Here is a 19,642-nt window from a genome sequence, read left to right on the forward strand (position 1 = left end):
GTGGTGTGGGTTTTTCTTGTTGTTATGCACTACTGCTCAAGCTTGGTCGGCCCCTGTGGGAGCGGCCTTGTGTCGCGATAGGGCTGCAACGCAGCCCCAGGATTTCAGTGCAGATGCACCTTTTGCAGCCCTATCGCGACGCAAGGCCGCACTCATCTGGCCGTGCCAACGTTTGTATCAAGTACGCTGCGGCACACCCTTCTCACCCGCCTGGCGGTTCGGCGCCATGCCATTGGCTTTAAGCGTCTGCTCGATACTGTCGTACTGCTGCCCGATGCGGTAAATGGCCGGGCCTCCTTGCCGCTGGCAATCTCGCGCCCCAGTTCGTGGGCCACGCGCACGGTCTGCTGGATCTGCTGCACCGAGGTGAAGCGTTTGCCGTGCTGGTCGATGATGGTGTCTTCGTTGCCACAGCGCGGGTGCAGGCCCATGGCCAGGGCCATGGTGTTGAACGGCAGCACGTTCTTCAGCAACGATTCGGCGGTCAGGGTGCAACCGTCCGGTGCGCGGTGGATGAAGTTGAAGAAGTTGAACGGGTTGGGGCCGTCGAAACCGCCGCCAATGCCGATCCAGGTCAGGTTCAGCGGGCCCATGTAATCACCACGGCGCACGATGCGCTCGAGGGTTTCCAGGGCATGCATGCCGGTCAGTTGGAAATGCGGCTGGATGTTGCTGGCCTGCAGGCGGCGCAGGTGCTCACGGACCCAGGCCGGGCCGGCCGGTACGGTCATTTCGCTGTAGGCGGCGTGGATTGCGGGGCTGGCCAGCGAGGTACCTTCGAGGTATTCGGGGTACAGCAGCTCCATGATGTTCATCTGCGTGGTGTTGATGGCCACGGTGACCTGATCGGGGCGCGGTGTCAGCTCGGCGAGCATGTGCCGGGTGTCGTCCGACAACCACTTGGCTGCCTCGCCTTCGCCTTCCGGGGCGAAGGAAATCGAACCGCCAACCTGAATGATCATGTCCGGCACCGCTTCGCGGACTCCGGCGATCAGCTCGTTGAACTTGGACAGCCGCTTGGAGCCTTTGCCGTCCAGCTCACGCACGTGCAAATGCAGCACGGTTGCGCCTGCCTCGTAGCAGTCGACGGCCTTTTGCACCTGCTCGTCCATGGTCAGCGGAATGTCTTCAGGGAAATCTTCGGGCATCCACTCAGGGCCATAGGGGGCCACGGTGATCACCACCTTTTCCATGTTTTCCGGGTGCAACGAATCGTCGAAGAATTGCATGCTGTAGTCCTCGCTATTGTTTTTGTGCGGTTGCCAGCGGCTGGCTTAGAAGGTGCGGCTGCCTTTGATCCCGGCGCGCTCCATCTTGCGATGGCACGGTGGGTAATCCATGACGGCGTAATGCTGGGTGCTGCGGTTATCCCAAATTGCCACGCTGTTGGGCTTCCAGCGCCAGCGCACCTGGTATTCGGGCAGGTAAGCCTGGCTGATGAGGTAACGCAGCAGGTCGCCTGCGCCGGGGTTGGCGTCCTGGCCGAAACGCACCCGCTGCGGCGTGTGGTAGTTGCTGAAGTGGGTGGTGAAGGCGTTGACGAACAGCACCTGCTCGCCGGTTTCCGGGTGGGTGCGTACCACCGGATGCTCGGCATCGGGGAATTGCGCCTTGAGTGCCAGCCGTTTTTCCAACGGCATGGCGGCGCCGAAGCTGGCCTCGATGCTGTGGCGGGCGCGCAGGCCTTCGATGTTGGCCTTCACCTCGCTGGGCAGGTTTTCGTAAGCCAGCACCATGTTCGCCCACAGGGTGTCGCCGCCCACCGGTGGGCATTCGACGCAGCGCAGCACGCAACCCATGGGCGGTGCTTCACGCCAGGTGGCATCGGTGTGCCAGGCATTTTCGTAGCGGTCATTGGGCTGGTCCGGGCGCTTGTAGATCTGCACCAGGCCCGGGTGCTCCGGGTCGCTTCCTGCCACCGGGTGGTCCTCCAGCTCGCCGAAGCGACGGGCGAAGGCCACGTGTTCGGCACGGCTGAAGTGCTGGTCGCGCAGGAACAGCACACGGTGCTGAAGCAACTGCTGGCGCAGCTGGGCGAACAGGTCGTCGTCGTGAATCGCGTCGGCCAGGTTGACGCCACTCACCTCGGCACCGATCGCGCAAGTCAGTTGTTCGATGTGCATGCTGTTGCCCTCTTCAGATGACGAAGATCGACGAGCCGGTGGTTTTGCGGGCTTCCAGGTCACGGTGGGCCTGAACCGCGTCCTGAAGGGCGTAGTGCTGGTTGATTTCGATACGGATGCGCCCGCTGCTGACGTGATCGAACAACTCGCCGGCCAGGTCGGCTTTTCTGCCGGGTCGGCGATGAAGTCGGCCAGGGCCGGCCGGGTGAGCTGCAGAGAACCCTTGATCGCCAGCAACTGCGGGTCGAACGGCGGGATGGTGCCCGACGCCGTGCCAACGCATACCATCAGCCCGCGGCGCTTGAGCGAGTCGAGCGAGCCGGTGAAGGTGTTCTTGCCGACACTGTCGAACACCACGTTCACCCCAACCCCGTCGGTCAGCTCGCGTACACGGCTGGCCACGTCCTCGACGCTGTAATTGATGATGTGGTTGCAGCCATGGGCGCGGGCGACCTCGGCCTTGGCTTCGGTGGACACGGTGCCGATCACGTTCAAGCCCAGCAGCCGTGCCCACTGCGCGACAATCAGGCCCACGCCGCCAGCAGCCGCATGCAGCAGCACGCTGTCACCGGGTTTGAAGGCGTAGAGGCGGCGCAACAGGTAGGCCGAGGTCAGGCCGCGCATGGTCATGGCGGCAGCGGTCTCGAAGGCAATGGTTTCCGGCAGTTTGATCAGCGCCGCAGCGGGGATCAGGCGTTCGGTGCAATAAGCACCCAGGGTATTGAGGAACCCGGTGTAGGTGACCCGATCACCGACACCCACCTGGGTCACCCCCTCGCCCACCGCCTCCACTACCCCGGCAGCTTCCACGCCGATGCCATTGGGCAGCGGGATCGGGTAAGTGCCGTTGCGAAAGTAGGTGTCGGCGTAGTTCAGGCCAACCGCCACCTGGCGCAATCGCACCTGCCCCGGGCCGGGCTCGCCCACTTCGGCGTCCTCATAGCGCAGTACCTCGGGGCCACCGGTCTGATGGAAACGTACGACTTTGGACATGCTTGTCTCTCCAATCATCGATCTGGACGCCAGGCGTCAGTTCTGGGTGATTGGACTGTATGCCCTTGGCTTGCAGGGTGCTTCGCATCGGACGACAGCGGGTTTTCATTTGATGACAGCGCGTTCATCGCCCAGCGTTCGGCCAACCTGCTTTATTCATGAGCCTGCTGGATGCTTGTCAAAGCCGGCAATCAGACGCTGGGCATTCTCTTCGCAATCCATCCCCTGCGGCTTGTCTTCGATACCGGCAATCACCGCCAGCAGCTGTGCCCGGTTCTGCGCCAATCGCTGCTGCATCGCCTCGATCTCTGCCACTTTGCGCTTGAGGCTTGCCAGCAACAAACCATGATCAGCCGGGGCTGCACCGGAGGCGTCGGTCAGCTTGCGCATTTCATCCAGGCTGAACCCCGCCTGCTGGCCACAGGTAATGATTTCCAGCGCCCGCACCACCTGCTCCGGGTAGTCCCGGTAACCATTGCCCAGGCGCCGGGCGGCAATCAACCCGGTGGCTTCGTAGAAGCGGATACGCGACGCACTGAGCCCCGTACGTCGCGCCAGTTCACCAATTTTCATCTCGATACCCTTGCGCTATTGACCTTAAAGTTGACTTTAACCTTAGCCTTCTCCCGAACCTAGCCCACGCGTGCAGTAACCGATGCGTGGTAGCCACCATTCGGAGATCGCCATGACGCCGTTCCAACCCCTGCTGCTGCCCAATGGCAGTGTCATACCCAACCGCATCGCCAAGGCGGCGATGGAAGAGAACCTGGCCAACCCGGACCAGACCCCTTCCGACTCATTGCTGCGGCTGTACCAGGCCTGGGCCGAAGGCGGTGCCGGGCTGTTGCTCACCGGCAACGTGATGGTCGACCCCAGCGCCATGACCGGCCCGGGCGGTGTCATGCTCGACGCCAGCCAGCCGCTGCAGCGATTTCGCGACTGGGCCCGTATAGGCCGTGCCCATGGCGCGCAGTTCTGGATGCAGATCAACCACCCAGGGCGGCAGATGCAGGCCAACCTTGGGCAGCCCACGGTAGCGCCTTCGGCCATCGCCTTGGACATGGGCGGCCTGTCCAAACTGTTCCCTCGGCCCAAGGCACTGGACGAAGCCGAGATCGCCGCACTGATCGAGCGCTTCGCTCGTACTGCGGCCCTGGCCGAAGAGGCCGGCTTCAGTGGTGTACAGGTGCACGCCGCCCATGGTTATTTGCTGAGCCAGTTTCTGTCGCCGTTGAGCAACCAGCGCCGGGACCGCTGGGGCGGCAGCCTGGAGAACCGCGCGCGGTTATTGCTGGAGGTGGTCAAAGCCGTGCGCAAGGTGGTTTCGCCCGGCTTCGCCGTGGCCGTGAAGCTGAATTCAGCGGACTTCCAGCGCGGCGGTTTTGAACCTGCAGATGCCCGTCAGGTGGTGCTGTGGCTGAACCAATTGCCCGTAGACCTGGTGGAGCTGTCCGGTGGCAGCTATGAAGCACCGGCCATGCAGGGCGACGCCCGTGACGGCCGGACCCTGGCCCGCGAGGCGTACTTCCTGGAGTTTGCCCGAGAGATCGCCGCCATTGCGAAGATGCCGGTGATGGTCACCGGCGGTATTCGCCGCCTGCCGGTGGTCGAGCACGTGCTCGCCAGTGGCGTGGCCATGGCCGGAATAGCGACAGCCCTGGCTGTAGAGCCTGGCTTGCCCCAGCGCTGGCTGAACGGCGAAGCGACAGCCAGCGCCGAACTGCAGCCGATTCGCTGGAAGCGCAAGGCGTTTGCCGCACTGGCGTACATGGCCTTGGTGAAACTGCAGATGCGCCGGCTGGCAGCAGGCAACAGGCCCAAGGCGCATGCGTCACCGTTGCGCGCCTTGTTGCTGGAGCAAGGCTGCACGTTACTGCGGGTAAGGCAGTACAGGCGTATGATGAGAAGCCGAGCTGGATGAGGGGCTACCTGCCGCCTCAACTCGCCTGGCCTGCCTTCATCGCCGTTCTCTACCGGAGCACTGCCATGAACAAACCCCATCACGCGCTGCTCTTCGCCCTGGCTGCGCTTGCTGCCTGCTCATCCAACTCTGCGCAGTACCAAGACCAGCCACTGGTGGCCAAGGTCGGTACCGGCATGAGCAAAGACCAGGTCGTGCAAATAGGCGGCAAACCTGATGCCGAGACCGACCGTACCGTGGTGCCCGGCACCTGCTTCGACTACATGCTGACCCAGGCCGGCAAACGGCAACCCTACAGCGTCAGCTTCGACGGCAACGGCAAGGTGGACAAGACCGCCTTCATGACCTGCGCCGAATGGAGCAATGCCCAGCACAAGGCCCGCCTGCCCAGCATGGGCGGCTCAAGCGGCTCGGGCTACTGATTCAGTCCAGGCAGTCCTTGGCAGCTTGACGCAATTTGTCGCCAGACAGAAAGCTGCCCTTGTAGAAAGTCGCGCGGCTGCCATCGCGGGAGTCGACCACGTCCAGCACATCGTCACTTGCCACCGCGCTGGATGCCGTCAGCCGGTAGCCATGGGCTATCGACTTCTGCGTGGCCTGGGGCGCCAGCGCCTGCCATTTGGGCAAGACACAGGTGGCGTACTGCTGCGGCGTTTTTTTGGTCAGTTTGCTGGCAGTGGGCTTGCCAGGCGTTGCGCAGCCGGCAAGGCTGGCGACTAGCGCAGAAGCGACAAAGATACGAAAAATAGGCATTTGCAATTGGCCATTAGGGATACGCCGCATTCTAACGGGGGTTGCGCCGAGTTTCTAATCAACCAAGGTCTTGCTGCGTTTTTTTCGCGCAATTGACACAGTCACAACGCGCCAACGACAACCAAACAACACGCCGGCTGATTAACCAAGGCTGGTTGAAAGTAATGAATTGTTTTAAGCGAGGGAACGAATTCGTTCTTCCCTGCTTCTGATTAGCATCCGGCAACGGCAATCACCGGCCGGCTTCACCCACCCGCATTGATCAGCGCGCTTCGCCAAGGAGAATCCCATGTTGTGGTGGCTGGAAATACTCGCCCAATACGTAACTTCCACCGGCTTGGCGGTACTCTGTATCTTCGTGTTCTGGGCTTATGGCCTGGCATTCGGCAGGGCCTACATGAAGGTCCTCTCTGGCCTGCTGGCCGCCATGCTGCTAATGATCGCCGCATGCCCACATGGCGTGGACTTTGCGTTGGGCAATCACATGGCGCCTGGTGACGTCAGTGCCCTACTGCTGTTCCTTGCCGATGCAACAGGGGTGATAACAGCGGTGGTAGTGGCCTCGTTTTTCTTCAGCCCCGGGCGTTTGCAAGACGAAGCCTGAGCGCGATGACTGGCGCACACCTGATATTTCTGCCAGTAGCGTGGGCGGCGGAACGCTGAGAAAGTGAAACTGCCCATGGGGCATCACTACGACTCGGCAAGGAAACCTACCATGCAAAATAACGCCAACAGCACGCTGTTCTTCTATCAGAACGGCAAACTCATCACCCTTAAAACCGGTGAACAGGGCCGTAGCATCTTTCGTTCTTCGGATGTGCCACTGGCCGAGCAACAATCCAACGGCACCCACACCAGCGGCTTGCTGGTGACCGACGACAAGGGCTCGGTGCTGCAGGTGCAGGAGAAAAGCTGAAGTTCCAAGCAAGCGCCTTTCACACAGCTATTGCGTTTCACCCCGCCCTGAGGCGATGCTCACAGGCCCGTCGAAGCAGAAGACAAGGAAGGCCTTTAGCACTATGGAGACGCTGCACAACATCAAGTCAGACCTGGTCAGAACTGCCGAGCACCTGGACAAACTCAGCCAAGCCATGAGTGGCCACGCCAGGTTCATGGCGGCGCGAGGTAGCTCTCCGAGCGAGCTCGATGTTACCGCGCACATCAGGTCCATCGATGTGGTGGCGCACGAGTTGCGCGCCGTGGCCGCAAGAATCGACGACATTGAAGGTGCTTGATGATAGGCATCTGAACGGGAAATCTACCCGGTTCAAGGCGCCGCCCCCAAACGCGGGGTCAGGGCTTGGCTCCCCGGTACAGTACGATGGCCGCAACATCCAAGGCCAGTACACTGCCTACAAACAGGGCCATGACGTACAGGTCTTCAGTAAGCATTGCCGTTCCCCCAAATGCACCACTTTCTCTGGGGGCTTGCAATTAATGCTCCAGTTACCATGTGGTAACCGGACAGCGACTCAGCTGAACTTGAGCTTCAACACTTTGCTCAGCGCCCAACCACTGAAGACATAGAATGCATCGAGGTAGAAGCGCCCTGCATAGTTGGGCAGCGGTGCGTGATTCAACAGCACATCCGGGTCAGGCGCGGGCGGAAACAGGGCATAAAAGCCGTTGGGCAGCACAGCCAGCGCCAGCAATGACAAGTAGGTCGAGGCTTGCAGCCAAGTGGCACGATTGCCGAGCCTGGCGGACCACTTCAGGCCGTAGTAAGCAACCAGGCCAGCAACCGGCAACACCCAAAAATGCGTCGGGATCCCAATGAACATTTCGGCGACAACGCTTCTTGCTTCCACCCGCTGTTCTCCATTCAAATGCGACGATTATCGCGGGCGGGGCCAGCAAATGCAAAAACGGCGCGGTTCAAGCCAGCTCCGGCTCCACCAGCCACTTCTTGAACTTTGCCGGTGAGCCGGCATACAGCGCATTGGGCGGAACATCCTCGGTTACCACGCTGTTCGCCGCGATCACGCTGTTATGGCCAATATTGATGCCAGGCAATACCACGGCACCCGCGCCAATCCAGGCATTGTCGCCCACGGTAATCGGGGCGATGTAGTCATTGTCCTTGCGCCGCTGGGGGTTGATATCGTGGCTGGTCGTACACAAACGCACCTGCGGGCCAAGCATGGCCATGCGGCCGATGCGGATAGTTGCTTCGTCGAGGAGCACGCACCCGCTGTTGATGAAAGCGCCCTGCCCCAATTCAAGGTTGCCGCGCTCGAAGTAGAACGGCGGGCGAATGACTACATGGCTTTGGGTACGGACACCGGTTTTGGCCAATAGGCGATTCAACTGTTTTTTACCCAGGTCATGGGTATCCAGCAGGCGCATGAACTGACGCGGAGACAGGTGTTTTTTGAGTTTTGCGACGAATAGGAGCAAGCGAGACATCCGACAGTGGTAATGGTGTTGATCGCGTCAGCGAGACACTAGCAGGCAGCTTATCGGTGCCTCCTGCCATTTCTTGAGCACGCGAGTTTACGCGGCCCATTGGCAAAAAGCCCGCTCTGGACGGCGGGCTTTTTTGTTTCGTCGGTTGAATGATCACGCTTTTGAACACATCAGCGCGGCATCCAGCAACCTGCCGTGGTCGTACCAGGCATCACGTTGATAAGCCGTGAACTGGTGCTGGGTTCCCGTGCCGCGCAATTCTACAAGACCATCAGCCTTGTCGGGGTCGGTGCTTTCGATGAACAGCTTGACCGAGTTATCGCCATCGACTTCATAGGTTTTCACATGCCCTGGAAGTTCGCCTTTGACGCACCCCAGATACGCGGGTGGGCTTTTCGCGGTCGTGCCAGCGGTATAATCGTGGCTGTCACGCACATCAGGGTTTTGTGCGCAGCCTGCCATTAACAACGTGGCAAACCCGGACACCAGTATTGCGCCGGCAAGCGATCTTGAGCTCTTCACGCGACACGCTCCTGCCCCCCATCGAAAACTGGGAAAGTGTTGCCAAGCAGCCTGCCCATTTTTTGGTTTTCTTATGCCCATGTTACTGCTCAATGACAACCGGGCATTAGGTTTGTTTGCTATATAGGTTCTGGGGCGTACCCCTCGCGCCCTGCATCAGTAGCGACGGTATTCCTGCCCGCCACGGTCTCCGTCATAGTAATGGCGGTGATGCCTGCCGTCGTGCCAGTACGGCCAACAACCACTGAGCAACAACAAACCGGACAACACCACAACCCATGCAGTCTTGCGTTTCATGTGCGAACCTCCGGCGGGCGAAGCCATGCCTTCCCTGAGTTGGACCGCACGGGGTTGGGATGTTCAGGCAGGCGCAGGCCGTTGGTCATCTTCCATGCATAATTTCATTTACCCGGCGGCCCTGGCTGCGGTTGGCCCCGATTACGCGTATGGCGTACCCATAACAGGGGTCAGGCAATGGCATTGAGAAACACGTAAGTTGCCGCCAGGTCCAGCACCAACACAGCAACCACGCCGAAAATCATGTAATAGCGGTCATCCTGAGTCATTTCTGCGTACTCCGCATGATCAATGTCTCAGGACTACAGCAATTCCCGTTCCATCTACTGGGTGGAGCCTGCGGGCGCCGGTGGAGCCAAGCAAACAGGTGGGGCAATTAGTCCTTGACCTGGCATACACCATTGGCTTTGTTCTTGCCGGTATATGAGACGTCAGGCGAGCCATCCGGATTGATCGACAACGATACCGTTAACCCGCTGCCTTTGGCTTCGTAGTAGTTGTCGTTGAATTTTTTCAGTTTGCCTTCCTTGCCATTGATATAGATCGGCCCGCCCTTGTCGGCATGAACCTCGATGTTTCCGGGGCACGTCGCGTTCAACAGCGGAATGCCGGCGTGGGCAGTGCCCGACGCCAGGAGCAAGATGCCAAGTAACAAACGCTTCATCTACGGTGTCCTCCTGTGGTTGTCGGGGGGCGAGTGATAAACCACGCTGCACTACCTGCACGGCCTCATTGTGCAGAAGGCCCACCCGTTTGACGAGCCTGCCATGGGGCAAATGGCTGCTACCCGTGGCTCCAGATAACCTGCGTCTCAACGTGCAGCCATTTCCAGCCGGCTCAAAAACTATTGCGCGCAGGCCAGCACCGCCCGGCGGGCTATCCTTTGTGCTCCAGTAGGAGGAATGGGAATGTGCGGAAGGCTGAGCCAGTACCGCGGGATCCATGACTTCGTTGAGACCCTGAGCATGCCAGAGGCCTGGCGCAACAATGTCGGCGACCAGGCGCTCGGACGGTACAACGTCGCGCCGACCATGCCGGTGGCAGTGCTGCGGGAGGATGATGCAGGCCCGCGCGCTGACTTGGTGAGGTGGGGATGGCGGCCGCACTGGGCGACTGACCGTGCTGCGCCGATCAATGCTCGGGTCGAAAAGGTGGCGCACGGCGCGTTCTTCCGTGCGATCTGGCCACACCGGGCAATCACGCCAGTGGACGGATGGTTTGAGTGGAAAGATGAAGGCGGCCCGAAGAAGCAGCCGTACTTCATCCATCGGCGTGACGGGCGCCCTGCCCTTTGCGCGTCCATCGGCCAGTTTGCTGGCAACGAGCACGACGGCTTCGTGATCATTACCGCCGACGCCCAGGGAGGAATGGTTGACGTGCACGACCGCAGGCCTGTCGTGCTTTCGCCAGAACTGGCATGCGAGTGGATCGCGGCGGGCATGCCAAGCGAGCATGCAGAGCAACTGGTGCTCAACCTAAGCGAACCGGCCGAGGCCTTCGAGTGGTATCGGGTGAGCACTGCCGTCGGCAATGTGCGTAATCAGGGCGCCGGACTGATCCTCCCGATTGATCGGCCCCTATCAATGCCGAATACGTAAAACCGTGGGTGCCCGAGCTGAATGAATTGGGGATCAGGCGTCGCCCCCATACAACTGCCGTCACACCTATGCGACAATACGCTCAATGTCCGGCCTCAACCCCGCATTTATCGCCCAACAGCTGGGTCACAGCGTTCAGATGCTGCTGTCGACGTATGCCCGTTGGCTTAACTCAAGCTCCGACTGGAGCGAGCTGGAAAACCTCAAGATTGGTATCAAATCGGTATCAGCTGAAAGCCCAGCGTCGTAAGTTACTGATAGGTAAGCCCTTTGATCTCCACCGCTAATATCACCATGCAGTTCGGCTCCAAGCCGCTGTTCGAAAACGTTTCCGTCAAATTCAACAACGGCAACCGCTACGGCCTGATCGGCGCCAACGGTTGCGGCAAGTCGACCTTCATGAAAATCCTTGGCGGTGACCTGGAGCCGTCCGGTGGCCAGGTCATGCTCGAGCCGAACACCCGCCTGGGTAAACTGCGCCAAGACCAGTTCGCCTACGAGGAATTCACCGTGATCGACACGGTGATCATGGGCCACGGCCAATTGTGGAAGGTCAAGGCCGAGCGTGACCGTATCTACTCGCTGCCGGAAATGACCGAGGAAGACGGCATGGCCGTCGCCGAGCTGGAAACCGAATTCGCTGAAATGGACGGCTACACCGCCGAATCCCGTGCCGGTGAACTGCTGCTGGGCCTGGGTATTCCGCTGGAGCAGCACTTCGGCCCGATGAGCGAAGTGGCACCGGGCTGGAAGCTGCGTGTACTGCTGGCCCAGGCGCTGTTCTCGGACCCGGACGTGCTGCTGCTCGACGAACCGACCAACCACCTGGACATCAACACCATTCGCTGGCTGGAAACGATCCTCACGGCGCGTAACAGCACCATGATCATCATTTCCCACGACCGGCACTTCCTCAACAGCGTCTGCACCCACATGGCTGACCTGGATTACGGCGAACTGCGCCTGTTCCCTGGCAACTATGACGAGTACATGACCGCGGCCACCCAGTCGCGTGAGCAACTGCTGTCGGACAACGCCAAGAAAAAGGCCCAGATCGCCGAGCTGCAGACCTTCGTCAGCCGCTTCTCGGCCAACGCCTCGAAAGCCAAGCAGGCGACTTCGCGTGCCAAGCAGATCGACAAGATTCAACTGGCCGAGGTCAAGCCGTCCAGCCGCGTCAGCCCGTTCATTCGCTTCGAGCAGACGAAAAAGCTGCACCGCCAGGCAGTGGTCGTCGAAAAAATGGCCAAAGCCTTCGACGACAAGGTGCTGTTCAAGAACTTCGACATTACCGTCGAAGCGGGCGAGCGCGTTGCAATCATCGGCCCCAACGGTATTGGCAAAACCACCCTGCTGCGCACCCTGGTTGGCGAAATGACCCCGGATGCAGGCTCGGTGAAGTGGACCGACAGCGCTGAGGTGGGCTACTACGCCCAGGACCACGCCCACGACTTCGAAGACGACCTGAGCCTGTTCGACTGGATGGGCCAGTGGACCTCCGGCGAGCAAGTGATCCGCGGCACCTTGGGGCGGATGCTGTTCTCCAACGACGAAATCCTCAAGTCGGTGAAGGTGATTTCCGGTGGTGAGCAAGGTCGCATGCTGTTCGGCAAGCTGATCCTGCAGAAGCCGAACGTGCTGGTAATGGACGAGCCGACCAACCACCTGGACATGGAATCGATCGAGGCGCTGAACCTGGCGCTGGAAAACTACCCAGGCACCCTGCTGTTCGTCAGCCACGACCGCGAATTCGTGTCGTCGCTGGCCACGCGCATCATCGAGCTGTCGCCCGATGGCGTGGTGGACTTCAGCGGTACCTATGACGATTACCTGCGTAGCCAGGGCGTATTGGTCTGATTGACGGGTAAGGCCTGGCCATCTGAGGTGGCTGGGCCGGCCTCTTGGCAGCACAAGGCTGCTCCTACAGGTGAAGTACCTGCTACCAATCCTGAAGGTGGGTATCCCCCGACGAATAATTCGTTAGCCTGCTTTCATTTATTTCGCGCAGCGGCCATGATGGGCCACGCCCAACCGCCCGCCCGCGAAGAGCCCATGACCGCGCAACAACCCGCCCCCACCAGCAATACGCTGCACATCACACTGCAGATCCTGTCGATCGTTTTCTACACCTTCATTGCCTTCCTCTGCATCGGCTTGCCGATTGCAGTACTGCCCAGCTATGTGCACGACCAACTCGGCTTTGGCGCAGTGATCGCTGGGGTAACGATTGGCCTGCAATACCTGGCCACGCTGCTTAGCCGCCCGTTTGCGGGGAAGGTGGCGGACACCTTGGGTGGTAAACGGGCCATCCGCTTCGGCCTGTTGGGGATTGCCGGTTGCGGTGTGCTGACGTTGTTCTCGGCCTGGACCTTGAGCGCCCCACTGCTGAGCCTGACCCTGTTACTCGGCGGGCGTTTGCTACTGGGTGTCGCCCAAGGGTTGATCGGGGTGGCCACCTTGAGCTGGGGCATCAGCCAGGTCGGCCCCGAGCACACGGCCAGGGTGATCTCATGGAACGGTATCGCCTCCTATGGCGCTATCGCCATCGGTGCACCGCTGGGCGTACTGGCCGTGGACGGGCTGGACTTCAGCGTACTGGGGCCGACCTTGCTGGTACTGGCAACCCTTGCTCTGCTGGTGCTGCGCAAGCGCCCCGACGTGGTAGTGGTACGCGGCGAGCGTCTGCCCTTCTGGTCAGCGTTCGGCCGGGTTGCGCCGTGTGGCCTGGGCCTGACCTTGGCCTCGATCGGCTACGGCACCCTGACCACCTTCGTTACCCTCTACTACCTCGAGCGCGGCTGGGCAGGCGCGGCCTGGTGCCTGAGTGCGTTCGGTGTGTGCTTCATCATTTCGCGGCTGCTGTTCGTCAACGCGGTCAACCGCTTTGGTGGCTACAACGTGGCAGTAGCCTGCATGGCCACCGAAGTGCTCGGCCTGTGCCTGCTGTGGCTGGCGCCCTCGCCGCCCTGGGCGCTGGTTGGCGCCGGGCTGACCGGTTTCGGGCTCTCGCTGGTGTACCCGGCACTGGGCGTGGAGGCGATCAAGCAGGTGCCCAGCAGCAGCCGCGGCGCGGGGTTGGGTGCCTATGCGGTGTTCTTCGACATGGCGCTGGCCATCGCCGGCCCCGTGATGGGGGCCGTAGCCGTGCACCTGGGCTATGCCTCGATTTTCTGCGTGGCGGCCCTGCTCGCCCTGGCCGGGGTCGGCCTAACGTTGCTGCTGGCGCGGCGTGCCCGTCGCAGCTGAGCGTTCGGCGGGCTCTGGTGCCCCCAAAGCCTGGCTGAAAAATGCTGCCGTTTCACGTTGCAGCGAGCGATGGATATGCCGCCTGTCGACGCCGTCGGCGTCCTTGCACAGCGCCGGCATCCGCGCATATTGCTCGGCATCGCAATGGGCCATGAACACGAAATGCCCGGCACCGGCCAACAGGCGATAGTCTGGCGTGACTGGCAGCTTGCGGGCCAAGGCTTCGGCATTTCGGTCCACGGCCACCAGTTGATCGCTGTCGCCGCTGTAGATCAGCGCGGGTATCTGCACCCCGGCCAGTGCATGACGACCGAACAATAGGCTTAGCGGCGCCATCAACATCACGGCACCCACTCGCGGATCAGCCTCAGGCGCGAGCTCGCTGCGGTCGGCGATCAGTATGCCGTGGGTCTTGCAGGCGTCAGCGTCATTCGGGCGCTCTAGGCAATACTGACGCAACCGATCCAGATCAGGGCGCGCGCCAGACAGGATCAACGCGGTTTCGCCGCCTGCCGAGTAGCCGATCACGCCCACCTTGCCTTCATTCAGATAGGGCCCGACCACGGCATCATCGCGTGCAGCGCTAATGGCGGCGCTGACTTGCAGCGGCCGCCCATAAAGATTGCTCAGGGTGCCCAGGCGACTGTGGTCGCGCGCGTTGTCCCCTGGGTGCACCACCGCGACCACCACGAACCCTTGGCGCGCCAACGACGTGGCAAGGTAGTGCAAGGCCAACGGGCTGCCGTTATTGCCGTGAGACAGTACCAGTAACGGGAACCGGCCCATGGCAACGGGCGCTTCTTCGGCCACTTCGACCGGGTACCCATCTATGCGGCTGCTCCGGGTTGCGCCATTGGCCGGGTAGAACGCCAACGCTTGCATCGGGCGGCTATCGACCGGGTCGGCCAGGGTCATGTGGTGCAGGCCGGCAACCCAGGGCGCGGCTTCGGCGCGGGCCAACAGGCCGCCGAGCAGAGCCAGCGCCAACAAGCAGCGAGGAATGGTCATCGGCCGGCGGTTCCTTGCAGGGCGAAGTGATGGCCCAGCATAAAACCGGCCGGGCCTGTGCCGGATGAAAACTGGATGAAAACGCCGTCATGCATGTCGCGCTTGCGCCCTATGCATTTGCGCATTGCGTCGAACCCGTGGCATAGATGCAGGTCCACGTCTTACGTGACCGTTTCGCGCCAATGAAGGAGATTCATGCATGAGCAAGCCCGCCTACGTGCCACCCAAGGTCTGGCGCAACGACGCAGCGTCCGGCGGCCAGTTCGCCAGCATCAACCGCCCGGTTGCCGGCCCGACTCACGACAAGGAGCTACCGCTAGGCAAGCACCCGCTGCAGCTGTATTCCCTTGCCACGCCCAATGGGGTGAAGGTCACCATTGCCCTTGAAGAACTGCTCGCCTTGGGCCACGCCAATGCCGAATACGATGCCTGGCTGATCCGCATCGGCGAAGGCGACCAGTTTTCCAGTGGCTTTGTCCAGGTCAACCCCAACTCGAAGATCCCTGCCCTGCTCGACCGCAGCGTCGAACCGCCTGTACGGGTATTCGAATCGGGTTCGATCCTGCTGTACCTGGCGGACAAGTTCGGTGCACTGCTGCCAAAATCGCCAGCTGCACGTACCGAGAGCCTGAACTGGCTGTTCTGGCAGATGGGCGCTGCACCCTACCTGGGCGGTGGCTTTGGCCACTTCTACGTATATGCCCCAGAAAAATTCGAGTACGCCATCAACCGCTTCACCATGGAAGCCAAGCGTCAACTGGATGTACTCGACCGCCGTCTGGGCGAGAGCCGCTACCTGGGCGGCGAGGAGTACAGTATCGCCGACATTGCCGTGTGGCCTTGGTATGGCCAGCTGGTGCGCGGCAACTTGTACGGCGCCGCTGAGTTCCTGGCGGTTGACGAATACCCCAACGTACAGCGCTGGGCCGAGGAAATTGCCCTGCGCCCGGCGGTACAACGCGGTACCCGTGTCAACCGTACCTGGGGCGATGAAGACAGCCAGGTGCCGGAGCGCCATTCAGCGGCAGACCTGGATTAACTGCTGGCCGGGGTCGCTGCGCGACCCCGACAATGCCCGCCTGCATAAAACCATTTGCCCCTGCGCAAACCTGCGCCCACCAAGCCCTTCTTGTACACTCCTCGCACTAGCCCCCACCTGCACATTTTTTTGGTGAACGCATGATCGAGGTAACCGAGGTTTCCATTGCCGCGCTGCGCGACGCGCTCGAGTCGGGCCGCACGACGGCGGTCGAGCTGGTCAAGGCCTATCTGGCACGTATCGATGCCTACGATGGCGCCGACACGGCCACGGCCCTGAACGCCGTAGTGGTACGCAACCCGGAGGCGCTGAAAGAGGCCGAGGCCTCCGACGCCCGCCGTGCCAAGGGCCAGGTGCTGAGCCCACTGGACGGCATTCCCTACACTGCCAAAGACAGCTACCTGGTCAAGGGCCTGACTGCCGCTTCCGGCAGCCCTGCCTTCAAGAACCTGGTCGCCCAGCGCGACGCCTTCACCATCGAGCGCCTGCGCGCCGCGGGTGCCGTGTGCCTGGGCAAGACCAACATGCCGCCCATGGCTAACGGTGGCATGCAGCGCGGTGTCTATGGCCGCGCCGAAAGCCCTTACAACGCCAACTACCTGACCGCGCCGTTCGCCTCGGGCTCGTCCAACGGCGCCGGCACCGCCACCGCCGCCAGCTTCAGTGCCTTCGGCCTGGCCGAAGAAACCTGGTCCAGCGGCCGTGGCCCGGCGTCCAACAACGGCCTGTGCGCCTACACCCCATCGCGCGGGGTGATTTCGGTGCGTGGCAACTGGCCGCTGACCCCGACCATGGACGTGGTGGTGCCTTATGCACGCACCATGGCCGACCTGCTGGAAATTCTCGACGTGGTGGTCGCCGATGACGTCGACAAGCGCGGCGACCTGTGGCGCCTGCAACCGTGGGTGCCGATTCCGGCGGCCTCCAAGGTGCGCCCGGCGTCGTACCTGGACCTGGCGGTAGATGCCAGCGCGCTCAAGGGCAAGCGCTTTGGCGTGCCACGCATGTACATCAATGCCGACACCGAGGCCGGTACCTCCGAAAAACCAGGCATCGGCGGCCCGACTGGCCAACGCATCAACACCCGCGCCACGGTCATCGACCTGTGGCAGCAAGCGCGCCAGGCCCTGGAAGCGGCCGGTGCGCAAGTGCTGGAAGTGGACTTCCCGCTGGTGTCCAACTGCGAAGGCGACCGCCCGGGCGCACCGACCGTTTACAACCGCGGTATCGTCAGCAAGGAGTTCCTCCATGACGAACTGTGGGAGCTTTCGGGCTGGGGCTTCGACGACTTCCTGCGTGCCAATGACGACCCCAAGCTCAACCGCCTGGCCGATGTCGATGGCCCACAGATTTCCCACACGACCCAGGCACCCTGCCCAACCGCGAGGACGACCTGGCGGCGGGCATGGACGAGTACGTCAACATGGCCAAGCGCGGCCTGAAGACCTGGGACCAGATCGAGACCCTGCCAGATGGCCTGCGCGGCCTGGAGCAGACCCGCAAGCTGGACCTGGAAGACTGGATGGACAAGCTGGGCCTGGATGCGGTGCTGTTCCCAACCGTAGCGGACGTTGGCCCGGCTGACGCCGACGTCAACCCGGCGTCGGCGGACATCGCCTGGAGCAACGGCATCTGGGTGGCCAACGGTAACCTGGCGATCCGCCACCTGGGCGTACCGACCGTGACCGTGCCAATGGGCGTGATGGCCGATATCGGCATGCCGGTGGGGTTGACCTTTGCCGGCCGAGCCTACAGCGACAATGCGCTGCTGAGCTTTGGTGCGGCCTTCGAGGCGACCGGCTCGCGCCGCATGATCCCGCCGCGCACTCCAGCTCTGGGCTGAATTTACAGCGGCCGCTTTGCGGCCCATTCGCGGGCAAACCCGCTCCCACAGGTACTGCGCAGGTCTCAAGGCTTGTGGCGATCCTGTGGGGGCGGGTTTGCCCGCGAATGGGCCTGAAAAAGCAAATCGCACAATTCAACTTTTTGTGTAAAAATGCACAAAAAGTTGAATTGTGCAATTTGCCATGCCCATTCCCCCCGCTGAAGAACGCCACCTCACCCTCACCGTGCTCAAAGCCGCCATCCAGGCCTTGGGCAGCGTTGCCGCACGCAACATGGAAATCCTGCTGCACGACCTGGACCACCCGGAGCATTCCGTGGTGGCGATCGTCAACGGCCATCTCTCCGGCCGTAGCGTCGGCAGCCCGATCCTCGCCGCCCCGGAGCAGGACCAAGGCTTCAAGGCGCTGATGCAGGCCTCGGCCGAGCAGCATGGCTGCGAGCCGGTGGTACTGCCCGACTACCCCACCACGCTCAAGGGCCGCACGCTGCGCAGCGCCACCGCAATCTTTCGCGACAGCAACGGCCACCCCTTCGCCAGCCTCTGCGTCAACACCGACGTCACCGGCCTGGACGCCGCCATGAGCTTTCTCCAGCAGTTCCAACCGCTGGGGGCCACGCCTGCCGTCAACGAACCCGCCGACATGGAACTGCTGATGAGCGAGATCATTCAGGCTGCCTTGCAACGCAGCGGCCAGGGCCGGATGAACAAACAGGCCAAGGTCGAGGCCGTACAGGTCATGCAGGAGCGCGGCCTGTTCATCGTCAAAGGCGGCGTGGAAAAGGCCGCCAGTGCCCTCGGCGTAACCCGCTACACCATTTACAACTACCTTGAACAACTGCGCGGAGCCAGCCAATGACCTTGCATATCCACACACCCCTGATCGAATCCCGCTCGCTGTCGTTGGTCGCGGGCCGAAACATCTGGCTCAAGCTCGACGCCCTGCAACCTTGCGGCTCGTTCAAGCTGCGTGGGGTGGGCCACGCCTGCGAAGTGCATCAAGCCCGTGGCGCCCGGCAGTTCATCTCTTCCTCGGGCGGCAACGCCGGCCTGGCGGTGGCCTATGCGGGCCGCAAGCTGGGTGTGCCGGTGACCGTGGTCGTCCCCGAGACCACTACCGAGCGGGCCAAGGAGTTGCTGCGCCTGGAAGACGCCAACGTGGTGGTGCATGGCAGTTCCTGGCAGGAGGCGAACGCACTGGCGCAGACCTTGGTAGGGCCGAATGATGCGTTTATCCACCCGTTTGACGACCCGCTGCTGTGGGCCGGGCATGCCAGCCTGATCGATGAAGTCGCCGAAGCCGGCGTGAAACCGGACGCCGTGGTGCTGTCGGTAGGCGGTGGCGGGTTGCTCAGCGGCGTGGTGGAGGGGCTGCAGCGCAATGGCTGGGGTGATGTACCGGTGCTGGCGGTGGAAACCAATGGCGCCGCGTCGCTGCACGCGGCCCTTCAGGCGGGGCATTCGGTTGAGCTGGAGCGCATCGCCTCGGTGGCGACCTCGCTGGGGGCAAAGCGGGTCGCCGATCAGGCGCTAGCCTGCGCACAGCAACACCCGGTACACAGCCACCTGGTCACCGATCGTGCGGCATTGGAGGCCTGTGAGCGATTCCTGCTGGACCATCGCCTGCTGGTGGAACCCGCCTGTGGCGCAGCATTGGCATTAGCGTATGCGCCGGGCGCCCTGGCGCAATACCAGAATGTGCTGGTGGTGGTGTGTGGCGGCGCTACGGCAACGCTTGAGCAAATTCAGGCGTGGTTGCGGCAGGCAGATTGAAGCTGCCACCTGTCGGTGGTGATTACGATAGTCATATGCACCTGATCTACTAGGCCCGCCGCAACCGAAATTGCCCTCGCAATGGCGTCAACCCTGACGAAATGCGTATCCCACCCTTTC

The 19,642-nt window shown here is 61.9% G+C and carries 20 protein-coding genes and 4 pseudogenes; 13 read left to right on the plus strand and 11 right to left on the minus strand.

Translation table 11 applies throughout. From position 1 onward, the window contains the following. Nucleotides 1–177 precede the first annotated feature (177 nt). From AB5975_24935 to AB5975_24950, 4 genes and pseudogenes are all read right to left on the minus strand, one after another. Nucleotides 178–1,229 (minus strand): annotated as a pseudogene (locus tag AB5975_24935) (3-keto-5-aminohexanoate cleavage protein). 45 nt (nt 1,230–1,274) lie between these two features. Then, nucleotides 1,275–2,123, minus strand: a complete 849-nt coding sequence (locus tag AB5975_24940; GenBank protein ID XDR19712.1) for a TauD/TfdA dioxygenase family protein — start codon at nt 2,121–2,123, stop codon at nt 1,275–1,277. Between the two features lie 13 nt (nt 2,124–2,136). Beyond that, nucleotides 2,137–3,116 (minus strand): annotated as a pseudogene (locus AB5975_24945) (quinone oxidoreductase). A gap of 156 nt (nt 3,117–3,272) precedes the next feature. Beyond that, on the minus strand, nt 3,273–3,689 hold the full coding sequence (locus AB5975_24950) for a MerR family transcriptional regulator (GenBank protein ID XDR19713.1): 417 nt from the start codon (nt 3,687–3,689) through the stop codon (nt 3,273–3,275). A 112-nt stretch (nt 3,690–3,801) separates the two neighbouring features. Between AB5975_24950 and AB5975_24955 the strand changes: the two genes are divergently transcribed. Then, a complete protein-coding gene (locus AB5975_24955) occupies nt 3,802–5,037 on the plus strand; it encodes an NADH:flavin oxidoreductase/NADH oxidase family protein (protein XDR19714.1) in 1,236 nt (411 codons plus the stop codon). 65 nt (nt 5,038–5,102) lie between these two features. Further along, nucleotides 5,103–5,459 carry an osmotically-inducible lipoprotein OsmE gene (osmE, locus tag AB5975_24960; protein ID XDR19715.1) on the plus strand — a complete coding sequence of 119 codons (357 nt, stop codon included), beginning with the start codon at nt 5,103–5,105 and terminating at the stop codon, nt 5,457–5,459. 1 nt (nt 5,460) lies between these two features. Here osmE and AB5975_24965 read toward each other — a convergent pair whose 3' ends face one another. Beyond that, nucleotides 5,461–5,820, minus strand: a complete 360-nt coding sequence (locus AB5975_24965) for a hypothetical protein (GenBank protein ID XDR19716.1) — start codon at nt 5,818–5,820, stop codon at nt 5,461–5,463. Nucleotides 5,821–6,079: 259 nt separating this feature from the next. Here AB5975_24965 and AB5975_24970 point away from each other — a divergent pair, with 259 nt between their 5' ends. The 3 genes from AB5975_24970 to AB5975_24980 all read left to right on the plus strand — a co-directional run bounded on the left by AB5975_24970 (nt 6,080) and on the right by AB5975_24980 (nt 7,025). After that, nucleotides 6,080–6,394: a hypothetical protein gene (locus AB5975_24970; GenBank protein XDR19717.1), complete on the plus strand. Its 315-nt coding sequence runs from the start codon at nt 6,080–6,082 to the stop codon at nt 6,392–6,394. Between the two features lie 111 nt (nt 6,395–6,505). After that, on the plus strand, nt 6,506–6,706 hold the full coding sequence (locus tag AB5975_24975) for a hypothetical protein (GenBank protein ID XDR19718.1): 201 nt from the start codon (nt 6,506–6,508) through the stop codon (nt 6,704–6,706). A 103-nt stretch (nt 6,707–6,809) separates the two neighbouring features. Beyond that, nucleotides 6,810–7,025, plus strand: coding sequence for a hypothetical protein (locus AB5975_24980; protein ID XDR19719.1), 216 nt, complete (start codon nt 6,810–6,812; stop codon nt 7,023–7,025). A 237-nt stretch (nt 7,026–7,262) separates the two neighbouring features. Here AB5975_24980 and AB5975_24985 read toward each other — a convergent pair whose 3' ends face one another. The 5 genes from AB5975_24985 to AB5975_25005 form a co-directional block, all read right to left on the minus strand. Next, entirely contained in the window at nt 7,263–7,571 is a 309-nt protein-coding gene (locus tag AB5975_24985; protein ID XDR23028.1) for a hypothetical protein, read from the minus strand. 94 nt (nt 7,572–7,665) lie between these two features. Beyond that, on the minus strand, nt 7,666–8,187 hold the full coding sequence (locus tag AB5975_24990) for a DapH/DapD/GlmU-related protein (GenBank protein XDR19720.1): 522 nt from the start codon (nt 8,185–8,187) through the stop codon (nt 7,666–7,668). 162 nt (nt 8,188–8,349) lie between these two features. After that, nucleotides 8,350–8,718, minus strand: coding sequence for a hypothetical protein (locus AB5975_24995; GenBank protein ID XDR19721.1), 369 nt, complete (start codon nt 8,716–8,718; stop codon nt 8,350–8,352). Nucleotides 8,719–8,874: 156 nt separating this feature from the next. Beyond that, the gene (locus tag AB5975_25000) at nt 8,875–9,015 is read right to left on the minus strand and encodes a hypothetical protein (protein XDR19722.1); all 141 of its coding nucleotides are present in this window, start codon (nt 9,013–9,015) and stop codon (nt 8,875–8,877) included. Between the two features lie 376 nt (nt 9,016–9,391). After that, complete coding sequence (locus AB5975_25005; GenBank protein ID XDR19723.1) at nt 9,392–9,679, minus strand: hypothetical protein; 288 nt, start codon at nt 9,677–9,679, stop codon at nt 9,392–9,394. Between the two features lie 244 nt (nt 9,680–9,923). Between AB5975_25005 and AB5975_25010 the strand changes: the two genes are divergently transcribed. The 4 genes and pseudogenes from AB5975_25010 to AB5975_25025 all read left to right on the plus strand — a co-directional run bounded on the left by AB5975_25010 (nt 9,924) and on the right by AB5975_25025 (nt 13,859). Beyond that, nucleotides 9,924–10,613 (plus strand): SOS response-associated peptidase, encoded by a 690-nt coding sequence (locus tag AB5975_25010; protein ID XDR19724.1) that lies wholly within the window; start codon nt 9,924–9,926, stop codon nt 10,611–10,613. A 5-nt stretch (nt 10,614–10,618) separates the two neighbouring features. Continuing rightward, a pseudogene (locus AB5975_25015) lies at nt 10,619–10,863 on the plus strand (site-specific integrase). Nucleotides 10,864–10,883: 20 nt separating this feature from the next. After that, a complete protein-coding gene (locus tag AB5975_25020) occupies nt 10,884–12,470 on the plus strand; it encodes an ABC-F family ATPase (protein XDR19725.1) in 1,587 nt (528 codons plus the stop codon). A gap of 195 nt (nt 12,471–12,665) precedes the next feature. Beyond that, the gene (locus tag AB5975_25025) at nt 12,666–13,859 is read left to right on the plus strand and encodes an MFS transporter (protein ID XDR23029.1); all 1,194 of its coding nucleotides are present in this window, start codon (nt 12,666–12,668) and stop codon (nt 13,857–13,859) included. Here the strand turns inward: AB5975_25025 and AB5975_25030 are convergent. Beyond that, nucleotides 13,821–14,867, minus strand: coding sequence for an alpha/beta hydrolase family protein (locus AB5975_25030; GenBank protein XDR19726.1), 1,047 nt, complete (start codon nt 14,865–14,867; stop codon nt 13,821–13,823). The genes AB5975_25025 and AB5975_25030 overlap by 39 nt on opposite strands. 199 nt (nt 14,868–15,066) lie before the next feature. On the opposite strand from AB5975_25030, the gene yghU reads away from it, so the two are divergent. The 4 genes and pseudogenes from yghU to AB5975_25050 all read left to right on the plus strand — a co-directional run bounded on the left by yghU (nt 15,067) and on the right by AB5975_25050 (nt 19,522). Continuing rightward, the gene (gene yghU / locus AB5975_25035; GenBank protein ID XDR19727.1) at nt 15,067–15,906 is read left to right on the plus strand and encodes a glutathione-dependent disulfide-bond oxidoreductase; all 840 of its coding nucleotides are present in this window, start codon (nt 15,067–15,069) and stop codon (nt 15,904–15,906) included. 140 nt (nt 15,907–16,046) lie between these two features. After that, nucleotides 16,047–17,749 (plus strand): annotated as a pseudogene (locus AB5975_25040) (amidase). 184 nt (nt 17,750–17,933) lie between these two features. Further along, nucleotides 17,934–18,608, plus strand: coding sequence for a transcriptional regulator (locus tag AB5975_25045; GenBank protein XDR19728.1), 675 nt, complete (start codon nt 17,934–17,936; stop codon nt 18,606–18,608). Then, a complete protein-coding gene (locus tag AB5975_25050; protein ID XDR19729.1) occupies nt 18,605–19,522 on the plus strand; it encodes a pyridoxal-phosphate dependent enzyme in 918 nt (305 codons plus the stop codon). Before AB5975_25045 ends, AB5975_25050 begins: the two co-directional genes overlap by 4 nt. Nucleotides 19,523–19,642: the final 120 nt, after the last annotated feature.

Origin of the sequence: Pseudomonas putida (genome assembly GCA_041071465.1) — a bacterium.
GTDB classification, from domain to species: Bacteria; Pseudomonadota; Gammaproteobacteria; order Pseudomonadales; family Pseudomonadaceae; genus Aquipseudomonas; species Aquipseudomonas putida_P.

Excerpts from the sequence above, each read along its gene's own strand:
- AB5975_24940 (XDR19712.1), bottom strand. The coding sequence starts at position 2,123 with ATGCACATCGAACAACTGACTTGCGCGATCGGTGCCGAGGTGAGTGGC.
- AB5975_24950 (XDR19713.1), bottom strand. The coding sequence starts at position 3,689 with ATGAAAATTGGTGAACTGGCGCGACGTACGGGGCTCAGTGCGTCGCGT.
- AB5975_24955 (XDR19714.1), top strand. The coding sequence starts at position 3,802 with ATGACGCCGTTCCAACCCCTGCTGCTGCCCAATGGCAGTGTCATACCC.
- osmE (XDR19715.1), top strand. The coding sequence starts at position 5,103 with ATGAACAAACCCCATCACGCGCTGCTCTTCGCCCTGGCTGCGCTTGCT.
- AB5975_24965 (XDR19716.1), bottom strand. The coding sequence starts at position 5,820 with ATGCGGCGTATCCCTAATGGCCAATTGCAAATGCCTATTTTTCGTATC.
- AB5975_24970 (XDR19717.1), top strand. The coding sequence starts at position 6,080 with ATGTTGTGGTGGCTGGAAATACTCGCCCAATACGTAACTTCCACCGGC.
- AB5975_24975 (XDR19718.1), top strand. The coding sequence starts at position 6,506 with ATGCAAAATAACGCCAACAGCACGCTGTTCTTCTATCAGAACGGCAAA.
- AB5975_24980 (XDR19719.1), top strand. The coding sequence starts at position 6,810 with ATGGAGACGCTGCACAACATCAAGTCAGACCTGGTCAGAACTGCCGAG.
- AB5975_24985 (XDR23028.1), bottom strand. The coding sequence starts at position 7,571 with ATGTTCATTGGGATCCCGACGCATTTTTGGGTGTTGCCGGTTGCTGGC.
- AB5975_25000 (XDR19722.1), bottom strand. The coding sequence starts at position 9,015 with ATGAAACGCAAGACTGCATGGGTTGTGGTGTTGTCCGGTTTGTTGTTG.
- AB5975_25005 (XDR19723.1), bottom strand. The coding sequence starts at position 9,679 with ATGAAGCGTTTGTTACTTGGCATCTTGCTCCTGGCGTCGGGCACTGCC.
- AB5975_25010 (XDR19724.1), top strand. The coding sequence starts at position 9,924 with ATGTGCGGAAGGCTGAGCCAGTACCGCGGGATCCATGACTTCGTTGAG.
- AB5975_25025 (XDR23029.1), top strand. The coding sequence starts at position 12,666 with ATGACCGCGCAACAACCCGCCCCCACCAGCAATACGCTGCACATCACA.
- AB5975_25030 (XDR19726.1), bottom strand. The coding sequence starts at position 14,867 with ATGACCATTCCTCGCTGCTTGTTGGCGCTGGCTCTGCTCGGCGGCCTG.
- yghU (XDR19727.1), top strand. The coding sequence starts at position 15,067 with ATGAGCAAGCCCGCCTACGTGCCACCCAAGGTCTGGCGCAACGACGCA.
- AB5975_25045 (XDR19728.1), top strand. The coding sequence starts at position 17,934 with ATGCCCATTCCCCCCGCTGAAGAACGCCACCTCACCCTCACCGTGCTC.
- AB5975_25050 (XDR19729.1), top strand. The coding sequence starts at position 18,605 with ATGACCTTGCATATCCACACACCCCTGATCGAATCCCGCTCGCTGTCG.